Raw genomic sequence first — 19,533 nt, forward strand, 5'->3', positions numbered from 1 at the left:
AGGCCGGGAGACATCGCCAAGGGCCCTTGGCACCGGGACCGCGAGAGGGTGCCGGGCGCCCGCCGGACCGAGCACGCGCGGGCTCAGGCCTGCGGACTCCACGACCGCCGCGCGGCGGCAACGGCGGCTGCGCGTCGGGCGGCACCGGCCGGTCACTCCGGCGGACCGGGCACTCCCCGCGACGACCGGACGTGTCAGCGCTTCCCGCCTGGGACCCCTTGGAGCCGTCGTGACCGCACTCCGTGCCCGGGCAGCGGGCGCGATCGGCTGCCTCGCCGTGGTGACACAGGGCCTGACCGCCTGCGGGAGTCCTCCGCCCACCGGGCCGCAGAAGCCGTCGGTAGCGACATCCGCCGCCGAGGTCGGCGGCATGAACGCGCTGATCGCCGCCGCCCGGCGGGAGGGCGCGCTCCGGGCGATGGCCCTGCCGCGTGACTGGGCCAACTACGGCGCCCTCATCGACGACTTCGAGAAGAAGTACGGGATCGAGGTGACGGTGGACTCCCCCGACGCCCACAGCGAGGAGGAGGTCGACGCCCTGGAGAAGGGAGGCGGCCGGGCGACGACTCCCGACGTGATCGACCTGGGCGACACGTTCGCGCGCATGGCCGAGGTGAAGCACCTGCTCGCGCCGTACAAGGTCGCCGTGTACGACTCGATCCCCGACTACCAGAAGTCCCCGCACGGCCACTGGTACAACAACTACGGGGGCTACGTCTCCATCGGCTGCGACGCCAACCGGGTCAAGCCCTGTCCGGAGACCTTCGCGGATCTGCTGAAGCCCGGCTACAAGGGCAAAATCGCGCTCGAGGGCTCTCCCACCGAGGCGAACTCCGCCTTCTCGAGCGTCTATGCGGCCGCGCTGGCCAACGGCGGCTCGTTCGACGACATCCAGCCCGGTCTCGACTTCTTCGCCGAACTCAGCAGGCGCGGCAACTTCGACCCCGTCGAGTCCACCTCCTCGGCGGTCGCGAACGGCCGGACACCCGTCAGCATCAACTGGGACTTCCTCAACCTCGGCTACGCCGATCGACTGCGCGGCAAGGGCATGGACTGGCATGTGTCGATCCCTTTCGACGGCAGCTTCGCCCAGTACTACGCGCAGGCCATCAACAAGCACGCCCGGCATCCGGCGGCTGCCCGCCTGTGGGAGGAGTACCTGTTCAGCGTGCGGGGCCAGAACCTCCGGCTCTACGGCTATGCCCGCCCGGTGCTCATGGACGTCATGAAGAAGGACGGCACCCTCGACAAGGCCGGCGCCGCCCGGCTGCCGACGGTCGAGGGGACGCCTCAGTTCCCGACGGACGATCAACTGGCGAAGGCGCAGGATACGGTCGACCGGGGCTGGGCGAAGGCGGTCTCGCGCTGAGGAGCGGTCCGCGAAGTTCGGGAGACCGGCCGAGACTGGGGCCCAACGTCCCTCGCTCCTGGGGTTGTTGGCTGCCACAGGCGCTCGAGGTGAACGTCGGGGGCCGTCCGGCGACCGGATCTGGATCGCGGCGTTCCGCCCGCCCGTGCGAGGCCCTTCAGAGCTTGCGGTACGCCTTTAGGGTGAACACCGGGTCGGGGCGCGGACGGTCCTGGTCCGGCAGTGCCGCAAGGCGCTCGGCGATCCGATCGCCGAGCGGATCCCTGGGCGCGAGCGTCGTGAACCAGCCGCGCCGCAGGTCCTCGGCCGTGGCTCGGGGGCTGCGACCCTGGCCGACGCCGGGGAAACGGGCCCGCCCGGCCGGTACCAGCCCGTATGCGGCGGCGTGCGCCGCGACCGCCTCAGCGTCATCGCGGGCCGGGCGGCGCGGACGTGGCGCGAGAACGGCGTCGATGTCGCTGCCCACGTCATGGGCGGCGGCCTTGTCGACGGTGGTGACGTACACGCCGCCGCGCCGCAGCACCCGGGCGACTTCCGCGCAGACGGCCCGGACGTCCTCGGGATCCTCGATCAGGTGCAGCAGCCAGACACTCGTGACCACGTCGAACGTCCCGTCGCGGAACGGGAGCCGGCGGCTGTCGGCGAGGACGACGGCGCCTGGCAGCCGGGCGGCGGCCCGGAGCGCCATCCCGTGCGCCAGGTCCACGCCCGTCACCCGCAGCCCGGGGCGCCCGGCCGCCAGTCGCCTGGTCACGATCCCGGTGCCGCAGGCCACGTCAAGCAGCCGGCCCCCGCCGTCGGGTATCAGTCCGAGCAGTGCGTCGGCGGCCGCCGCGGCCCGGGGCTCGCCGCCCCGTGTGGCGTCGTACTCCGCGGCCTCCCGCTCGTAGTCGAGCATGGGTGCCATCCGTTCACTGCGCCCTGTGACCGGGCGCCAGTTCCTCGATGCGGCGGGCCAGTTCGAAGTCGAGCTCGGTGACCGCGCCGCCGGCGCTGTGCGTGTTCACCGTGACGAAGACGGTGTTGTAGCCGAGGGTGAGGTCGGAGTGGTGGTCGAGCTCCTCCTGCACCTGGGCGATGTGCACGACCATCGCGGTCGCCGCGAAGTGCGAGCCGAGCCGGTACGAGCGGGCGATCCGGTCGCCGTCCAGGGACCAGCCGGGCAACTCCGCAAGCCGGTCCTCGATCTCCTTGTGCGACAGCGGTTCGACGGGCATGACCTGGCTCCTTCCATACCGGGCGGGGTGGGCCCCACCCTGTCACATCCCCTCCGTGCGGCACCGTACGCACGCCCGTGCCCTCGGTCCCGTACGGTCCGGACCCTCAGCGTCGTACGCACTCCGCGGCGAAGTCGTCCGCCACCACGGTGATCTCGGCTCGCCCCTCGACGCGCTCCAGCCACTCGTGCGGCAGGAGGTGGTCGCCGTGGTGGGCGCCGAGGAGGTTGCCGCAGATGGCGCCCGTGGAGTCGCTGTCGCCGGAGTGGTTGACGGACAGCAGCAGCGCGTGCCGGATCTCCGGCTCGACGAGCGCGCAGTACACGGCGATGGCGAGCGCCTCCTCGGCGATCCAGCCCGCGCCGAGCGTCTCGACCTTCTCCGCGGTCGGTGACCCTTCGGCGGCCAGGTCGAGGGCGCCGCGCAGGGCGGCCGTCGTCTCCTCGTGCCCGGGGTACCGGGCGAGTAGGCGCAGGGCGCGCAGCACGGCGCCCTCCAGGGAGTCGCCCTCGACGAGGTGGGCGACGATCGCGGCGAAGGCGCCCGAGGAGTAGTAGCCGGTGGGATGGCCGTGGGTGGTCTGGGCGGATCGGGCGGCCATGCCGAACGCGGTCTCGGCGGGCACCCGGCTCAGTCCGAAGGGCGCCGAGCGCATGACGGCGCCGCAGCCCTTGGAGTCGGAGTTGACCGGGCCGGGGCGGCCCAGCTCGGCCGTGGGTTCGGGGACGAAGTCCTGGGCCAGGCCGGAGAGGCAGGCGTTGCCGGGGGCGCGGCGCGCGTACAGCCAGGGCTGCGCGGCGAGCCCGGTCGCGCCCTCGGGTGGGCTGGGCAGGCGCTGGGTGTCGAACCAGCGGCCGTACGCCTCGCGCACCAGCTGGGACCAGCCGCCGCCGATGCCCTTGTGCCGCTCGCGGTCGTGTGCCTGCCGGAGCCCCTCCACCGTGAACAGGGTCATCTGGGTGTCGTCGGTGACACGGCCCACCACGCTCTCGCCGCCGGGGACGAGACCGGTGACGCCCCGCGCGCCGTGCATCGCGCGGATGCGGTCCAGGGAGGCGAACTCGATCGGGTACCCGAGGGCGTCGCCTATCGCGCCCCCGAGGAGACAGCCGCGCACCCTGGCCCGGTAGACGGCGGTGGCCTCCCAGGACGGGTTGAGCCGGTCGTACATGCACCACTCCTCGACTACGGTCCTCTTATGACCATTGTCGCGTCCGCCTTCGCCGTCTCCTCACCGGCCCCTGTGGAGCAGGGCGTCGGCCCACTGCTGCGCGGCTGGCGGGAGCAACGCCGCGTCACTCAACTGGAGTTGGCGCTGCGGGCCGAGTCCTCGGCGCGGCACATCAGCTTCATCGAGACGGGCCGGTCGCGGCCCAGCGAGGAGATGGTCCTGCGGCTCGCCGAGCATCTGGACGTCCCGGTACGCGACCGCAACGCCCTGCTGCTGGCCGCCGGATACGCCCCGCACTACCCCCGGACCCCGCTGGACGACCCGTCGATGGACGCGCTGCGCGCGGGGGTGGAGCAGCTGATCCAGGGGTATGAGCCCTACCCCGCGCTGGTGGTGGACGCGCACTACGAGGTGGTGGCGGCGAACCGGGGCATCGCGATGCTCCTGGAGGGCGTCCCGGAGCGGCTGCTCACCCCGTCGCCGAACGCGATGCGTCTCACCCTGCATCCCGAGGGCCTGGCACCGCGCATCCGGAACCTGCGCGAATGGCGAGGTCATCTGCTGGCCCAGATGGGCCGTCAGATCGCCTTGCAGCGCTCGACGTCACTGCGGGCCCTGTACGAGGAGGTGGCGGCGTATCCGGTCCCGGAGCAGGCCGGATACGAGCCGGAGGAGTCCGTTCCCCGTTTCGCGCTCCCGTTGCGGATCGAGCACGACGGGCGGGTGCTGTCCTTCGTCTCGTCCATCTCCACCTTCAACACCCCGATGGACATCACGGTCGCGGAACTGGCCATCGAGACGTTTCTGCCTGCGGATCCGGCGACGGTGAAGTACCTTCATTCAGAAAGGATTTGACTTCTCATCAAGCCGGTTCGCCGGTACCCATGAGACTTTCACTCGAACGTGACACACTGCTCGCATCCTTCGTCAGGCAGGGGAGGCGTGGCGTGAGTGAACGGCGGGCTGCGCCCACCGTGGGGCAGGTGGTGCTCGGGCGGCGGCTGCAGGAGCTGCGGGAGGCCTCCGGGCTGAAGCGGGAGGAGGCGGCGCGGGTCCTGCGCGTCACGGCCGCCACCGTGCGGCGCATGGAGACCGCCGACGTCGCGCTGAAGATCCCGTATCTGCAGGTGCTTTTGGCTACGTACGGTGTGCCCGACGAGGAGGTCACCGCCTTCGTCCGGCTCGCCGAGGAGGCCAACCAGCCCGGCTGGTGGCAGCGTTACCACGACGTGCTGCCCGAGTGGTTCAGTATGCACGTCAGCCTGGAGGGCGCCGCTCGCATCATCCGCTCCTACGAGCCGCACTTCGTGCCCGGACTGCTGCAGACCGAGGACTACGCGCGTGCCGTGCTGGAGGCCGGGACCGTGGGGCAGGTCAGCCCTCAGGACATCGAGCGGCATGTGGCGCTGCGTCTGGCCCGGCAGAAGCTGCTCACCTCCCAGGACCCGCCGCACTTCTGGGTGATCATGGACGAGACGGTGCTCCGGCGCCCCGTCAGCATCCATTCCCGGGTGATGCGCGAGCAGTTCGACCGGCTCATCGACGTCACCGAGAACCCTAGGATCACGCTGCAGATCGCCGAGTACGCCTCCGGACCGCACCCGGGGACGTACACCCCGTTCGTGCTGTTCCGGTTCGCCGAGCCGGAGTTGCCCGACATGGTCTACAGCGAGTACCTGACCGGCGCCCTGTATCTCGACTCGCGCCCCGAGGTGGCCATGCACCTGGAGGTCCTGGACCACATGTCCGCGAAGGCGGCCTCGGTGCAGCGCACGCGGAAGATCCTCCAGGAGTACCGGGACACCTTCTGACCGATGCCGGCCCGTTCCTCACCCCCCAGGAGCATCCGCATGACGACCGGACGCGACACAGCGACCGCCCACCTCGACACGAGCCGGCCGCACCCCGCGCGGGTGTACGACTGGTGGCTGGGCGGCAAGGACAACTACCCGGTGGACGAGGAACTGGGCCGGAAGATCCTCGCCGCGGACCCGACCGTGCGGCGCGGGGCGCGCGCCAACCGCCGGTTCATGCATCGGGCGACGCGGACGCTGGCGCAGGCGGGTGTGCGCCAGTTCCTCGACATCGGCACCGGCATCCCCACCGAGCCCAACCTCCACCAGGTCGCGCAGCAGGTCGTCGCCGAATCCCGGGTGGTGTACGCCGACAACGACCCGATCGTGCTGCGGCACGCGCAGGCGCTGCTGCACGGCACCCAGGAAGGCAGCACGGACTACGTCCACGCGGACGTGCGCGACCCGGACGCCATCCTCGCCCGCGCCGCCGAGTCCCTGGACTTCGGCAAGCCGGTCGCCCTGTCGCTGGTCGCTCTCACCCACTATCTCGACGACGAGGTCCACGGGCTGCTGGCGCGGTACACCGAGGCGCTGGCCCCGGGCAGCCATCTGGTCCTGTCGCAGGTCACGTCCGACCTGAACCCCGAGTCCGTCGAGCGGGCCGCGGGCTTGTTCCAGCAGAGCGGCACGCCCTTCTTCCCGCGCCCGCTCGCCGAGTTCTCGCGCTTCTTCGACGGTCTGGAACTCCTCGGCCCCGGAGTGATCCCCGTCTCCGGCTGGCGGCCGGAGCCCGAGGACGTGGCGGCCCAGGCGGAGGGCATCGTGCCGGTGTACGCGGGGGTCGCGCGCAAGCCCTGACCCGGCTTCGGCGACCGCCGCGCGCGGCGCCGCACCCCGTCTCTGCCCGACCGCCCCGGGTCGCCGCCCGCCTGGGCTCCGCGGCTAGGCCGCCCCTCCCTTGGCGTCCTTGTCGTCCTCGACGATCTCCGCGTCCACCACCGACTCGTCGTCGGGAGCCCCGTGTTCGTCGCCGGGGGCGCCGTGTCCGTCGCCGGAAGCTCCGGAACCATCGGACGCGGACTGCTGGGACTGCGCGTACATGGCCTGACCCATCTTCTGGCTGACGGTGGCGAGCTTCTCGATGCCGGCCCGCAGCGCCGCCGTGTCGGCCCCGTCCTTCAGCAGGTCCTTCAGACCGGTGGTCGCGGCCGTCACCTCGTCCTTCGTACCGGCCGGGATGCGCTCCTCGTTCTCCCGGACGAACTTCTCGGTCTGGTAGACGAGTTGCTCGGCCTGGTTGCGGGTCTCCGCGGCCTCCCGGCGCCCCCGATCCTCCTCGGCGTACTGCTCCGCGTCCCGCATCATCCGGTTGATCTCGTCCTTGGCGAGCGCTGAGCCGCCGGTCACCGTCATCTTCTGTTCCTGGCCCGTCGCCAGGTCCTTCGCGGACACGTGCATGATCCCGTTGGCGTCGATGTCGAAGGCCACCTCGATCTGCGGCACCCCGCGCGGTGCGGGCGGCAGGCCGGTCAGGTCGAAGACGCCGAGCTTCTTGTTGTACGCGGCGATCTCGCGTTCACCCTGGTAGACCTGGATGCCGACGGACGGCTGGTTGTCCTCCGCGGTGGTGAAGATCTCCGAACGCCGGGTGGGAATGGTCGTGTTGCGTTCGATGAGCTTGGTCATGATGCCGCCCTTGGTCTCGATGCCGAGGGACAGCGGGGTGACGTCGAGCAGCAGGACGTCCTTGACGTCGCCGCGGATGACGCCGGCCTGGAGCGCGGCGCCGACGGCCACCACCTCGTCGGGGTTGACGCCCTTGTGCGGGTCCTTGCCGGTGAGCTCTCTGACCAGGTCGGTGACGGCCGGCATACGGGTGGAGCCGCCGACGAGGATGACATGGTCGATCGCGGACAGCTTCACACCCGCGTCCTTGACCGCCTGGTGGAAGGGGGTCCGGCAGCGGTCGAGCAGATCGGCGGTGAGCTCCTGGAACTGGGCGCGCGTCAGCTTCTCCTCGAGGTGCAGCGGCCCCTCCGCGGAGGCGGTGATGTAGGGCAGGTTGATGCTCGTCTCGGTGGAGCTGGACAGCTCGATCTTGGCCTTCTCGGCACCCTCGCGCAGCCGTTGCAGTGCCATCTTGTCGGCGCCGAGGTCGATGCCGTACTGCCCCTTGAAGCGTTTGACGAGGTGTTCGACGACCCGCTGGTCCCAGTCGTCGCCGCCGAGACGGGTGTCACCGTTGGTGGCCTTCACCTCGATCACGCCGTCCCCGATCTCCAGCAGGGAGACGTCGAAGGTGCCGCCGCCGAGGTCGAAGACGAGGACCGTCTGCTCCTCGCCGCGGTCGAGTCCGTAGGCGAGGGCCGCGGCCGTCGGCTCGTTGATGATCCGCAGGACCTTGAGGCCCGCGATCTCACCGGCCTCCTTGGTGGCCTGCCGCTGGGAGTCGTCGAAGTAGGCGGGCACGGTGATCACGGCGTCGGTGACGTCCTCGCCGAGATACGCCTCCGTGTCCCGCTTGAGCTTCTGCAGTACGCGGGCGGACAGTTCCTGCGCCCGGTAGCGGGTGTTGTCGACGGATCCCTTCTCCGGGAAGCGCCAGTTCGTGTCCCCCATGTGCCGTTTGACCGAGCGCGCGGTGCGCTCGACGTTCGTCACGGCCTGCCGCTTGGCGACCTCGCCGACGAGCACCTCGCCGTTCTTGGCGAAGGCCACGACGGACGGAGTGGTCCGCGCCCCCTCCGCGTTGGCGACGACCGTGGGCTCACCGCCCTCCAGGACGGCCACCACCGAGTTCGTCGTACCGAGGTCGATCCCCACCGCCCGTGCCATCGCCGTCCCCTTCCGCCAGGGCGCTTTTCGCACTCCATCACAAAACTTGAGTGGCTCCCTGTCAATCCTTGCCGGCCGGACAGACCGCCCCCCTTGCACCTACCCAGGAAACGGCGATGCCGCGCCCCCTCGTGGCGGGCGCGGCACTGCGGACGTCCGTGCGTCAGGCGAGCTTGGCGTCCAAGGTGATCGTCGTACCGGCGAGGGCCTGGCTGACGGGGCAGTTCTTCTTGGCGTCCTCGGCGGCCGCGACGAAGGCGTCGTTGTCCAACCCGGGGACCGTGCCCTCGACGGTGAGGTGGATGCCGGTGATGCCCTCACCCGGCTGGAAGGTGACGTCGGCCTTGGTCTCGAGCTTGGTGGGCGGGGTGCCGGCGCCGGCCAGGCCGTGCGACAGCGCCATGGAGAAGCAGCTGGAGTGGGCGGCGGCGATCAGCTCCTCGGGGCTGGTCTTCCCATTCGCGTCCTGGGCGCGCGAAGCCCACGTGACCGGCTGCTGAGCGATGCCGGAGGAGTCGAAGGTCACGACGCCGTTGCCCTCGAGCAGATTGCCATCCCAGACGGTGTGTGCGGTGCGCGTGGTTGCCACGGTTCTTCCTTTCACGTGTGAGCCCGTTGCCGGGTTCCGTAGGCACCATCCGATCACATCGGCACGCGGCGCACGCACGGGACATGGCGACGAACCGGTCCCTGGGCGCCGGGTTCAGCGCACCCGGAACACCGGCCCCTGGGGTGTGAACGGCAGCCGTGCGCCCTGGGGTATCAGATACGCGTGCTCCCGCCGTACCCGCAGCACGTCGCACCAGCCGTCCGTGATCACCAGGACCGGGGCACCGGGCGGGAAGTCCTGTGCCCGGTGCAGCAGATCGATCCCCGGCTGCAGGACCGTACCGCCGCGGCCGTGGACCCGTACCCGGCCCGCGATGTCGGTGACCGGCAGATAGCCGGCGTCGTGCGGCGCGGCGTCGCAGAAGACGACCCGGGCCGCGGCGACGTCGCGGGCCTCGGCGTACGAGGCGATCGCCCCGAGCGCCTTGCCGAGCAGAACGCGGTCCATGGAGCCCGAGGTGTCCAGGACGACGCCGAAGGTGCAGCGGGCCACCTCCTCGGGCGGGAAGTAGCGCCCCGCACGCGGGATGTCGGGCGTGGAGCTCTGCCGGCGCGAGGGGCGCGCATACGACCGTACGGGTTCCGGGCGCGGAACGAACTCGTCGAACCAGCGGGCGAGTCGGGCGTCCCACGGCAGTGGCGGATGGCTGAGCGCGCGGATCTCCTCGACCAGACCGCCGGGCAGGAAACCGCGCTCCTGCCGCTGGTGCAGGTCCAGGCCGTTCGCGAGGCCCCGGCGGTAGAACTCGTCGAGGTCGACGTAGTCGCCGGGCGGTCGCAGCGGCGCGCCCAGCACGTCGCCGACGCCCCTGCCGCGCAGCGTGGCCAGCCGCCGCATCCTGCGCAGATCGCCGGCGATGCGGTCGTAGACCTGCTCCGCGGACTGGCCCGCGAGGTCCGGGTCGTACAACAGCCCCTCGGGCATCGTGCCGACCTGCATCTCACGCAGCCAGCCGTTGATGACGTAGTCGCAGGCGATGTTGAACAGGTACGGGTCGCGGGTGCCGCAGCGGTCGCCGTGGCGCAGGGCGGCGTGCAGCATCTCGTGGGCCAGGATGAAGCGCCACTCCTCGTCCTCGAACTGCCGCAGCGGATTGATGTAGACCTCGCCCGCCTCGGCGTTCACCGCGGCCACGGAGATGCCGTGAGCGCGGGCGAGTTCGGCGTCGGCGACCAGCTTGATCCCGGCCGCCACGCCACCGAGCAGCGGGTAGGAGGAGATGAACCAGCTCAGCGCCTGCTCCCAAGGGCGCGGCCGGGTCGCCTCGCCGTCCAGGGACTCACGGCGGCCGCCCGCCATGTCCATCGCCGCGGACACGGTCCGGGTCAGGGCGGTGGCGAAGGCCAGCTGCCAGTCGGGGGCCGGCCCCCACCAGCCCTTCCCGTCCACGAGCAACTGGTCGGGCTCCCCACCCGCCGTCCCGCAGCGCTCGTACACGGCGGGGAGACCGTCCCGGCGCCAGCGCGCGGCGAGCTGCTCCTCGTCGCCGTCGGGGTAGGAGGCCGGCAGGTCCTCGGGGAACCTGCCGACGGGGAAGCCGAGCAGGAACCGGTTGACGACCACGCAGCGCGCGGCGATGTCGTGGCGGTCGGGCTGGATACGCGTGCCCTTGACCGCCGGGACGTGTCCGAAGCCGAGGTGCAGCACCGCGTGCGCCAGCGCCCAGGCCCAGTCGGCGGGGTCGGCGAGTCGGTCCGGGTGGGCGTGCAGCACGCCGTCGGAGTCGACGCGGACCAGCCCGTCCCGGGGCGCGGCGGTGCATTCCTCCGCGCGGCAGACGCTGAACTCGACGGCAGCCAGCGCCGGGTTGGCCCGCATCAGCCGCATGCCTTCGGCGAAGGCCTCCGCCGCGAAGTCCCGTTTCTTCCTGGGGCGGGTGCGGCTCATCGCCGTGCCTCCACCAGCCGCGGCATGTCCCGGGCGGCCTCCACCAGGAACCAGGCCGGCAGGACGGGGTTGCCGTCCGCGTCGGAGGCGATGACGCTCTGGGCTATCTCGACGGAGATCTCGGCGAGCTGCACGAGCAGCGACTTGGCGCGGTACGCGGTCTGGCGTCCATTCGCCGACATGTGCTCCTTGCTCGCGGGCAGCTCCTTGACGAGCCGGCCCCGGAAGGACTCGGCGAGGTAGTACAGCAGGTCGCGGTCCTGCATGCGGTGCGGCCAGTGGGCGTCGCCCTTGATGATGGCCTCGATGCCGTACTGGCTGCGCACGATCTTGACGTACCCGCAGAAGGCGGTGGCGTGTGCCGGGGTCAGGGTGCCGTGGGCGAGCACCTTCAGCGTCTCCTCGTCGAGGTCGCGGCCGAAGGAGTGTAGCGCGTCGGAGAGCATGTGCCAGGAGCGGGGCGTGGAGAACGGCTCCTCGGTCTTGGGCGGCTTGGACCACAGGTGGTCGGGCCGGTCGGTGAGGTGGTCGAGGATCCACGGGTGGATGGCGTTCGTCGCCGCCCAGACGAGCCAGTCCTTCGCGGAGGCCTCCAGGTGGACGTGGGCGAGACGGTTGACCAGCGCCGAGGCGATCGGGCGGGCGAGGGCGTTGTCGGTGGAGCGATTGCCCGCGCCGATGACGATGGAGCCCTTCGGCAGCTCGTAGCTGCCGATGCGGCGGTCGAGGATCAGCGAGTAGAACGCCTTCTGCACATCCGGGGTCGCCGCGTTCAGCTCGTCCAGGAACAGGCAGTACGGCTCGTCGCGGGCGATCGCCTCGGGCGGGCAGAACACCGAGCGTCCGTCCCGGATCTGCGGGACGCCGATCAGGTCTTCGGGGGCGAGCTGGGTGCCCAGCAGACTCACGCACTCCAGCCCCAGCGACTCGGCGAACGCGCGCACCAGGGACGACTTTCCGATGCCGGGGGCGCCCCAGATGAACACCGGCCGCACGGTCGCGAGACCGAGCAGCAGTTCCGGGATGCGGGCGGGGGTGACAGTGACGGCTGCCTGCACGCAGCGGCTCTCCTCTTCGGGTCCGAACCGGCGCCGCCCTCGCGGACGCGGTTGCTCTCCGTCGAGGTTCTCAATGACCGGACGCGGCCGTCATGTCATTTTCGTGCGGGTGCCGGCACCGGATTCCTCCCGGCTCAGGCGACGCGTTCGTCCTCGGTCGCGGACAGCGGCACCTGAGGGCCGTCGCACTCGCGCAGCCAGCGGCGGAAGAGCCGGTGGACCTGCTCGGCTCCGACGAGCTCGGCCCCCTCTTCTTCGGGGGCGGACAGCGTCACCGGCGACAGCAGGAACGGCCGCGCCTGGGCACCGCCGAGTCCGCCGTGCGAGCCGATCTGCTCCTCGAACGCGAGGACTTCGCCCTCGACGGGGTCGTACCAGGAGTTGACCATGATGTCGGCGGTGTGCGGGAAGGAGTGGGTGCGGCGCACGGCGTCGGCGGCGCCCGGGCCGAATCCGGCGAGCGGGCCGCTCCCGTCGGCGAGCCGGCCGACCGGGACCTCGGCGTCGAACGCCCCCAGCACCACCCCGTCGTGCTCCTCACTGCGCACGAGGACGAAGCCGACACCGGGGTGGTTGGCGAGCGTCGACAGCAGCGCGGGGTGCCGGCGGTCTATCTCCTCCTTGGTCATCCGGTACGGCACATCGGGGAACGACACCAGTCCGAGGTTGCCGGAGGCGAGCACGACCGGCTCATCGTGGCGCCGGGCGGGCCGGCGCTCCTCGCCGCCCGCCTCGACCGGACGGCGCAGCGCGGCCCGCACCGCCGCGCGTGCCTCGGTCCCGCTGTGGGTGCGCTCGACCCTGCGCGGGACGGGCAGTCCGCAGCCCGCCCGCACCAGATTGGCGAGGCTGAGCCCGTAGCGGGTGCGGAAGGTCTCGCCGGGGCTCTGGCCGTGATCGGACAGCACGACGATCCGGTAGGGGCGCGGCGTGTGCTCGGCGACCTGTGCCAGCAGCGCGAGGCAGCGGTCCAGCCGGCGCAGGACCTTCTCGGCGTCGCGGCTGTGCGGGCCCGAGTGGTGGGCCACCTCGTCGTAGGCCACCAGGTCCGCGTAGACCGCGTTGCGTCCCGCGAGCATGTCGCCGATCACCGCGGCGACGACGACGTCGCGTTCGACGACGGTGGCGAAGGCGCGGACCAAGGGGTAGAGGCCGCCGCGCTTGACCCGGGGCCGCTGCCGGGTGAGGCGGGCCCGGGTGGACTCGGCGATCTCGCGGCCGACCTCGGCGAGGAACGACAGGGCGGTGCGGACGGCGTTCGCCGGATCGCTGAAGTAGGCGAAGTAGCCCGCCCGGGAGCGGTTCTCCCGTCCCCTTCTGACGACGACGGAGAGCACGAGGGCGACCTCGTCGGCGCCGCCGCTGAACAGGTTGCCGCGGCTGGCCCCGTCGCCGGCGAGCAGTCCGCCGTCACCGGCGCGTTCGATGGCCCGGCGCTGGAGTTCGGCGGCGCTGGCGGGCCGGTTGCAGACCATGACCTCCCGGTGCTCCTTCTCGTACCACCGGAACGCCGGAACGTCGTGGTTGGAGCCGTGCAGGATACCGAGCTGGCTAGCGCCGGTCTGGCTGGACCAGTCGGTGCGCCAGCAGGTGAGCCGGTGGCTGGGCCCTTGGCCGTCGCGGGGTCCGAGCCAGGAGGCCACGGTCGGCATGAGCCCCTTGTCGACGGCCTCCCGCAGCACGTCGTGCCCGACACCGTCGAGCTGGATGAACAGGACGGCCGGGGTGCGGCGTCCGGCCCGGTCGTCGCCGCGTCTGCGCCGGCGGGCGGCGAGCCGGTACAGCCGCCTGCCGTAGGCGGCGTCGTCCCGCACCGCGAGGGCGCCCCCGGTCGCCGAGGCGACGGCCGACATCACCGCCGCGACCACGACGGCGGTCTCGGGGGCGGCCTCGCCCTGGCCCGAGGGGGTGAGCCGCAGCGCGAGCAGTAGCAGCGATCCGTTGAGGAAGAAGACCAGCAGCCCGAGGACGAGGGCGGGTACGAGCAGCAGCAGGCGGACGAGCAGCGGCCACACGAGAGAGGACAGCAGACCGAAGACGCCGGCGCCGGCCGCGGCGGTGAGGGCGATGCGGGTGACGCTGTCACCGGCGGCGGACTGGAGCCGGAAGTCGGGCAGCAGTCCGGCGAGGACGAGCATCGTGGCGGTGGACACGGCCCATACGGTGGTGCTCCGCCCCACTCCGCTGATCAGTCTCCGCCAGCGCTCCTGACCCACGCCCCGCTCACCTCACGTCCCGGCCGATGCGATCCCAGGGGATCCGCCCCACTTTGTCACAACGGCCGCAGGCCGCCGAAACGGGCCTGGAGCACAGAGCGGGCGGCGGCTGGTCAGCGGCCGTCGTAGCCCGCCGTCGGCATGGACAGACGGCGGTGGACACAGGCCTTCATCTGCGCGTCGTACGACGGTTCCGCGCGGCCGACGGTCTCGACCCGGACGCCGCGGCGGGCGCACTCCGCGGTGAAGTCGTCCACGGACGACAGGGCCCGCTCCAGCACCCGGCGGCTCGGGGCGACGAACAGGTCGACGAGGCCCGCCTCCACGTCGGCCCACAGGGCGCTGTGGTCGTGGCGCAGGCCCCGGACGAGCAGTTCGCGCGTGACCACGTACCCCCGCTCCGCCGCCCAGCGCGCGCACATGGCGTGCTGGCTGCGGGAGTCGACGAGGAAGGGGTCCGCGTCCAGTTCCTCCAGCGGCGTCAGGCTGGCGATCGCCGTCACCCGGATCGGCGCGCCCCCACCCAAGGCGCCACGCGTGCCGGAGGCTTCGTGCGCATCTGCCATGGTGTCCCCCTCACCTCAGGGTTTCGCCGCCGACCCTACTCCTGCCCGTAGGCTCGAGGGGAGTCGCACGAAGGAGGCAATGAAGTGCCGGTGGAGATCACGTGGTGGGGTCACGCCACCTGCACGGTCGAGGACTCCGGAACACGTGTGCTGACCGATCCCCTGTTCGCACGCCGTTTCGCGCATCTGCGGCGGCGGCGCAGCGCTGTGCCGCCGGCCGAGGCCGCCGTCGCGGACGTGGTGCTGGTCTCCCATCTGCACGCCGATCATTTGCATGTGCCGTCGCTGGCCCGCCTCGCCCCGGGCACCCGCCTGCTCCTGCCGCGCGGTGCCCTGGCCCAGGTGCCGGGTCTGCGCAGGCTCGGTCGTCTGCGGCTCACCGAGGTCGTGCCCGGCGACCGGGTGCCGGTCGGTGACCTGGTCGTACGGGTGGTGCCTGCGCGACACGACGGGCGCCGGCTGCCGGTCGGGCCGCATCGCTCCCCCGCCCTCGGGTTCGTCATCGAGGGCACCGCACGGACGTACTTCGCCGGGGACACCGCTCTGTTCGACACGATGGCCGAGGCGGTCGGTCCCGTCGATGTGGCGCTGCTTCCGGTCGGCGGCTGGGGACCGTATCTCGGGCCGGGGCATCTGGACGCGGGGCGCGCGGCGGAGGCGCTGGCCCGGCTGATGCCGCGCAGTGCCGTGCCGGTGCACTACGGCACGTACTGGCCGATCGGCATGGATGCGGTGCGCCCTCATGAATTCCACGCGCCCGGACAGGAGTTCGTGCGCCTTGCCGCGCAACGCGCGCCGGAGGTGGCGGTGCATCTGCTGGCGCACGGCGAGAGCGTCCGCCCGGAGGTCGCGCGGTGATATTCCTCTCGGCCGCCGGTACGGGCGTGACCCCCGAGTCGGCGCAGCAGGCGGTGGGTTATCCGTCGCTGTTCCTGCTGGTGCTGATCGGCGCTCTGGTGCCGGTCGTGCCGACGGGCGCGCTGGTCAGTTCGGCGGCGGTCGTGGCCTTCCACCAGACCGCGCCCTTCTCACTCGCGCTGGTGTTCGTCGTCGCCGCGGTCGCGGCCTTCCTGGGGGACCTCGCGCTGTACTGGCTCGGGCGGCGCGGTATGCGGTCGAAGAACGGTTCCCGGTGGCTGGAGACGATCCGCGACCGTGCCCCCGAGGACCGGCTGGCCCAGGCACAGGAGAAGCTGAACGACCACGGCATCGCGGTGCTGACCCTCTCCCGGCTCGTCCCCGCGGGCCGCATCCCGGTGATGCTCGCCTGCCTGCTGGCCCGCATGCCGCTGCGCGACTTCGCCCGGGGCGACGCGCCCGCCTGCCTGGCCTGGGCCGCGACGTACGCGCTGATCGGCATAGTCGGCGGATCGCTGTTCCCCAAGCCCTGGGAGGGCGTGGCGGCGGCGGTGATACTGACGGTGGTGATCAGCGTCGCGCCCGGCATGTGGCGCCGGATGCGCCGGGCCGCGACCTCCTGAGATGGGGCGGGGTTCAGCCGAGCACCTGTGAACCCCCGACGGGCAGGTCCCAGAGGTCCTCGCGGGCCAGCCCCGCCTGCTCCCAGGCCGCCCGCACCCGGGTCAGCGGCTCCAGGACGGGCTCCGCGGACAGCACGAACGTGCCCCAGTGCATGGGCGCCATCCTCCGTGCGCCGAGGTCCCGCACGGCGCGCACGGCCTCCTCGGGGTCGCAGTGGACGTCGCTGAGCCACCACCGCGGGTCGTAGGCGCCGATCGGCATGAGCGCCAGATCGATGCCCGGGTAGCGCTGTGCGATCCGCTGGAACCAGCGGCCGTAGCCCGTGTCGCCCGCGAAGTAGACCCGCTGTCCGTCGGGTGCCGTCAGCACCCAGCCACCCCACAGGGAACGGCATGTGTCGGTCAGGGTGCGCTTGGACCAGTGGTGGGCCGGCACGAAGTCGAAGCGGACACCGCGGAGTTCGGCGCCCTCCCACCAGTCCAGCTCGGTGACGCACGTGAACCCGCGCCGCCGGAACCAGAGAGCGAGCGCGGCCGGGACGAAGACCGGTGTGTCGGGCGGCAGTCGGCGCAGAGTCGGGGCGTCCAGATGGTCGTAGTGGTTGTGGCTGACGACGACGGCGTCCACCCGCGGCAGGTCGCTCCAGGCGACTCCGACGGGGGTGATCCGGGCCGGTGTGCCCAGGATGCGACGCGACCAGACCGGGTCGGTGAGCACGGTCAGCCCGCCGATCCGCACCACCCAACTGGCGTGCCCCGCCCAGGAGACGGCTACCGTGCGCGAGTCGACGCGGGGCAGCGGGGCCGGGTCGTAGGGCAGCAGCGGGATGTCCGTGAGGCCCTCGGGCCGTGGCCGCATCGCACCTTCGCGGGCGAAGCGGGCGAGGGACTTGATTCCGGGCAGGGGCGCGGTCAGCCGGTCCAAGAAGGAGCGCGGCCAGATGCGGCGTTCGCCGAGCGGACGGGGCTCGGCCAGTGGCGAAAGCGGAGCCGGTAGCCCGGACACCGGGCTGAGCAGGGACGTTGACGTGGGCTCACCGGCGCTCCGGGACGCCGGAGCGGGACTCGTCATCGGCTCGGTCGGCTCGGACTGCTGCGTCATCGAGGAGGCTCCCATCGCTGAGCGTCGTCGCGTAGATCGTCGAAGACCGATCCCAGGAGGTTCAACGCGCGTTGCACATGTGGCAGTTCCAACGGCTCGGGTGAGATGAGGCATTGGGCCCGTTCCTCGGCGGTGGCGCCGAGGAACGGCCCGGTGGAGAGCCGGACGCGGAGGGCCGCCAGGTCGTCTCCGAACCGGTGGCCGCCGGGCGTGGGCATACCGAGCCGGGCGCTGAGGAAGTCTTCCAGTTCCTGGGCGTCGCCGACGCCGTGCGCGCCGAGCGCGGAGCGCAGCGGGTCGAGGTCGGCGTAGAAGTGGCGCCCGGCCTGCGGGGGCCGGGCGACGGCTCCCGCGGTGACGACGGCCCGGTACGCGGCGGCAGCCACGCGCGCGTGCAGCGCGGTACCCCTGGTCAGGCGCTGGTCGACGTCGGCGGACTCGTCCAGGGCGTATGAGGCCGCCGCGGCCACCGGATCGGCGATACGGGCACCGAGCGCGGTGAGTACGTCGAGGACGCGGGCGCGCAGCCCGGCGCCATCGGCGGTCGCCGGGAACCGGGCGACGGCCGCCGGCCAGCCGGGGGGCAGAAAGGGCCCGGCGAGGTCGGTGACGACGGTGACCCGGTCGGGGACCATCTCGGCGGGGCTGAGCAGCACGGTGTCGTCCGGCCGGTGCACGGTGTCGCGCCAGGTCTCGTCGCTCACCAGGTGGAGGCCCTCCGCGGTGGCGGCCTCGACCGTCTCGTGCACCAGTTCGGGCGGGGCGACGGTGGCGGTCGGGTCGTCGGCGACCGCGAGCACGAGCAGCCGAGGATCTCCGCCCTCGGCGCGGATCCTGCGGACGGTCTCCAGGAGGGCGTACGGGTCCGGCACACCACCGCATTCGGCGGGGGTCGGGACATGGAACACGGACCGCCGAAGCGCCCGGATCTGCGGTGCCCACCAGGCGGGACACGGCCGCGGCACCAGCACGTCCCCGCCCAGCGCGGCGGTCACGGCGGCGAACAGAATGGGCGCACCCGGGGCGGCGGCCACCGTGTCGGGCTCCGCAGGCAGCCCGCGCCGCGCGTAGTAGCCGCCGGCGGCTTCCAGCAGGCGCGGTGTGCGGGCGAAGGATCCTGGGCCCTCGGAGTCGGCGGCCTCGGCGAGGGCGGCGGACAGACTCGGCAACAGGGGCAACCCCTGGTCGGGAAAGGGCGGGCCGTAACGGACGGGGCCGTGCCCTTCCGGATCCGTGCGCCGCATGCATGCCTCCGCGCAGTCCGTGGTGCGGTGGACGGTCCCCCCGGGCTGCGGCTCATGCAGGGCCCTCGGCCCATGGCCGCGGTTCGTCCTCGTACTTCTGTTCCCTTGTGGTGCCGATGGTGCTCTCGGGTTCTGAGTACCCCGGGATCCGGCCGCTCATGGGCTCCGCCCGAGTTGCCCGGGTCACAGGGTCAGCCCCTGCCGGTCGCCAGGTGGAGGTAGCCGCGGTGGGCGGCGGCGGCGAGCGCGCCCCCGATCAGCACGCCGCCCGCGACCAGTGTCGGCTCGGACCCGGCGAAGGCGCCCCCTTCGCCCGCGTGCACGCCGTGCTGGGGATCGACCGGAGGCTGCGTCCTGTGGTCCTGGCCCCCCTGCTGCCGGCCCTGCGAACCACCCGCGCCGTCGCCCGGCTGGGTCCCGGGCTGCTCCTTCCCGGGCTGCTGCTGAACCGACCCGTTGCCCGGCTGGGTCCCGGGCTGCTCCTTCCCGGGCTGCTGCTGAACCGACCCGTTGCCCGGCTGGGTCCCGGGCTGCTGGAGCTGGCCGTATCCCTGCTCCTTCCCCGGCTGCCCCCCGTTGCCCAGCTGTGTCCCGGGCTGCTGAACCGACCCGTTGCCCGGCTGGGTCCCGGGCTGCATCTGGCCGTATCCCTGTTCCGTCCCGGGCTGCTGGAGCTGCCCGTAGCCCTGCTGCCCCCCGGGCTGCTGCTGGACCGACCCATCGCCAGGCTGCTGAACCCGGCCGTCGACCTCCCCCGTCCCCCCTTGCTGCGACTGCCCGTAGCCCTGCTGCCCCCCTGGCTGCTGGACCGACCCATCGCCAGGCTGCTGAAGCGACCCGTCACCCAGCTGCGTCCCCGGCTGCTGAACCCGGCCGCCGCCCTGCCCCGTCCCCCCTTGCTGCGACTGCCCGTAGCCCTGCTGCCCCCCTGGCTGCTGGACCGACCCATCGCCAGGCTGCTGAAGCGACCCGTCACCCAGC

18 protein-coding genes are annotated in these 19,533 nt (G+C 72.2%); 7 read left to right on the forward strand and 11 right to left on the reverse strand.

Annotation, left to right across the window (positions count from 1 at the left end):
- Positions 1-229: 229 nt before the first annotated feature.
- A complete protein-coding gene (locus ACWDA7_RS14400) occupies positions 230-1,369 on the forward strand; it encodes an ABC transporter substrate-binding protein (protein WP_450604481.1) in 1,140 nt (379 codons plus the stop codon).
- Positions 1,370-1,526: 157 nt separating this feature from the next.
- Here the strand turns inward: ACWDA7_RS14400 and ACWDA7_RS14405 are convergent, their stop codons facing one another.
- The 3 genes from ACWDA7_RS14405 to ACWDA7_RS14415 form a co-directional block, all read right to left on the reverse strand.
- Positions 1,527-2,267, reverse strand: a complete 741-nt coding sequence (locus tag ACWDA7_RS14405) for a class I SAM-dependent methyltransferase (RefSeq protein ID WP_450604518.1) — start codon at positions 2,265-2,267, stop codon at positions 1,527-1,529.
- A 13-nt stretch (positions 2,268-2,280) separates the two neighbouring features.
- Complete coding sequence (locus tag ACWDA7_RS14410; RefSeq protein WP_450604482.1) at positions 2,281-2,586, reverse strand: 4a-hydroxytetrahydrobiopterin dehydratase; 306 nt, start codon at positions 2,584-2,586, stop codon at positions 2,281-2,283.
- 106 nt (positions 2,587-2,692) lie between these two features.
- On the reverse strand, positions 2,693-3,757 hold the full coding sequence (locus tag ACWDA7_RS14415) for an ADP-ribosylglycohydrolase family protein (RefSeq protein WP_450604483.1): 1,065 nt from the start codon (positions 3,755-3,757) through the stop codon (positions 2,693-2,695).
- A 27-nt stretch (positions 3,758-3,784) separates the two neighbouring features.
- On the opposite strand from ACWDA7_RS14415, the gene ACWDA7_RS14420 reads away from it, so the two are divergent.
- The 3 genes from ACWDA7_RS14420 (at position 3,785) to ACWDA7_RS14430 (ending at position 6,411) form a co-directional block, all read left to right on the forward strand.
- Entirely contained in the window at positions 3,785-4,612 is an 828-nt protein-coding gene (locus ACWDA7_RS14420) for a helix-turn-helix domain-containing protein (RefSeq protein WP_450604484.1), read from the forward strand.
- Positions 4,613-4,704: 92 nt separating this feature from the next.
- Entirely contained in the window at positions 4,705-5,568 is an 864-nt protein-coding gene (locus ACWDA7_RS14425) for a helix-turn-helix domain-containing protein (protein WP_450604485.1), read from the forward strand.
- Between the two features lie 39 nt (positions 5,569-5,607).
- A complete protein-coding gene (locus ACWDA7_RS14430) occupies positions 5,608-6,411 on the forward strand; it encodes an SAM-dependent methyltransferase (protein WP_450604486.1) in 804 nt (267 codons plus the stop codon).
- An 84-nt stretch (positions 6,412-6,495) separates the two neighbouring features.
- On the opposite strand, the gene dnaK is transcribed toward ACWDA7_RS14430, so the two are convergent.
- The 6 genes from dnaK to ACWDA7_RS14460 form a co-directional block, all read right to left on the reverse strand.
- Positions 6,496-8,388 carry a molecular chaperone DnaK gene (gene dnaK / locus ACWDA7_RS14435; protein ID WP_450604487.1) on the reverse strand — a complete coding sequence of 631 codons (1,893 nt, stop codon included), beginning with the start codon at positions 8,386-8,388 and terminating at the stop codon, positions 6,496-6,498.
- A 163-nt stretch (positions 8,389-8,551) separates the two neighbouring features.
- A complete protein-coding gene (locus ACWDA7_RS14440; protein ID WP_359409394.1) occupies positions 8,552-8,977 on the reverse strand; it encodes an OsmC family protein in 426 nt (141 codons plus the stop codon).
- A 114-nt stretch (positions 8,978-9,091) separates the two neighbouring features.
- Positions 9,092-10,885, reverse strand: a complete 1,794-nt coding sequence (locus ACWDA7_RS14445) for a vWA domain-containing protein (RefSeq protein WP_450604488.1) — start codon at positions 10,883-10,885, stop codon at positions 9,092-9,094.
- A complete protein-coding gene (locus tag ACWDA7_RS14450; RefSeq protein WP_450604489.1) occupies positions 10,882-11,943 on the reverse strand; it encodes an ATP-binding protein in 1,062 nt (353 codons plus the stop codon). Before ACWDA7_RS14450 ends, ACWDA7_RS14445 begins: the two co-directional genes overlap by 4 nt.
- A gap of 134 nt (positions 11,944-12,077) precedes the next feature.
- Positions 12,078-14,159, reverse strand: a complete 2,082-nt coding sequence (locus ACWDA7_RS14455; RefSeq protein ID WP_450604490.1) for an alkaline phosphatase family protein — start codon at positions 14,157-14,159, stop codon at positions 12,078-12,080.
- Positions 14,160-14,272: 113 nt separating this feature from the next.
- A complete protein-coding gene (locus ACWDA7_RS14460) occupies positions 14,273-14,725 on the reverse strand; it encodes a hypothetical protein (RefSeq protein ID WP_359409388.1) in 453 nt (150 codons plus the stop codon).
- A gap of 84 nt (positions 14,726-14,809) precedes the next feature.
- Between ACWDA7_RS14460 and ACWDA7_RS14465 the strand changes: the two genes are divergently transcribed.
- Both ACWDA7_RS14465 and ACWDA7_RS14470 read left to right on the forward strand, forming a co-directional pair.
- A complete protein-coding gene (locus tag ACWDA7_RS14465; RefSeq protein ID WP_450604492.1) occupies positions 14,810-15,583 on the forward strand; it encodes an MBL fold metallo-hydrolase in 774 nt (257 codons plus the stop codon).
- Complete coding sequence (locus tag ACWDA7_RS14470) at positions 15,580-16,206, forward strand: DedA family protein (protein WP_450604493.1); 627 nt, start codon at positions 15,580-15,582, stop codon at positions 16,204-16,206. The genes ACWDA7_RS14465 and ACWDA7_RS14470 overlap by 4 nt, the downstream gene beginning before the upstream one ends.
- Before the next feature lie 13 nt (positions 16,207-16,219).
- On the opposite strand, the gene ACWDA7_RS14475 is transcribed toward ACWDA7_RS14470, so the two are convergent.
- Positions 16,220-17,308, reverse strand: a complete 1,089-nt coding sequence (locus ACWDA7_RS14475; RefSeq protein WP_450604495.1) for an MBL fold metallo-hydrolase — start codon at positions 17,306-17,308, stop codon at positions 16,220-16,222.
- The gene (locus ACWDA7_RS14480; RefSeq protein ID WP_450604496.1) at positions 17,305-18,552 is read right to left on the reverse strand and encodes an aminotransferase class I/II-fold pyridoxal phosphate-dependent enzyme; all 1,248 of its coding nucleotides are present in this window, start codon (positions 18,550-18,552) and stop codon (positions 17,305-17,307) included. The genes ACWDA7_RS14475 and ACWDA7_RS14480 overlap by 4 nt, the downstream gene beginning before the upstream one ends.
- A 212-nt stretch (positions 18,553-18,764) precedes the next feature.
- Here ACWDA7_RS14480 and ACWDA7_RS14485 point away from each other — a divergent pair.
- Positions 18,765-19,533 (forward strand): hypothetical protein (locus ACWDA7_RS14485; RefSeq protein WP_450604497.1); only part of this gene is annotated, 769 nt, incomplete at its 3' end.

This window comes from Streptomyces sp. NPDC001156 (genome assembly GCF_053598275.1).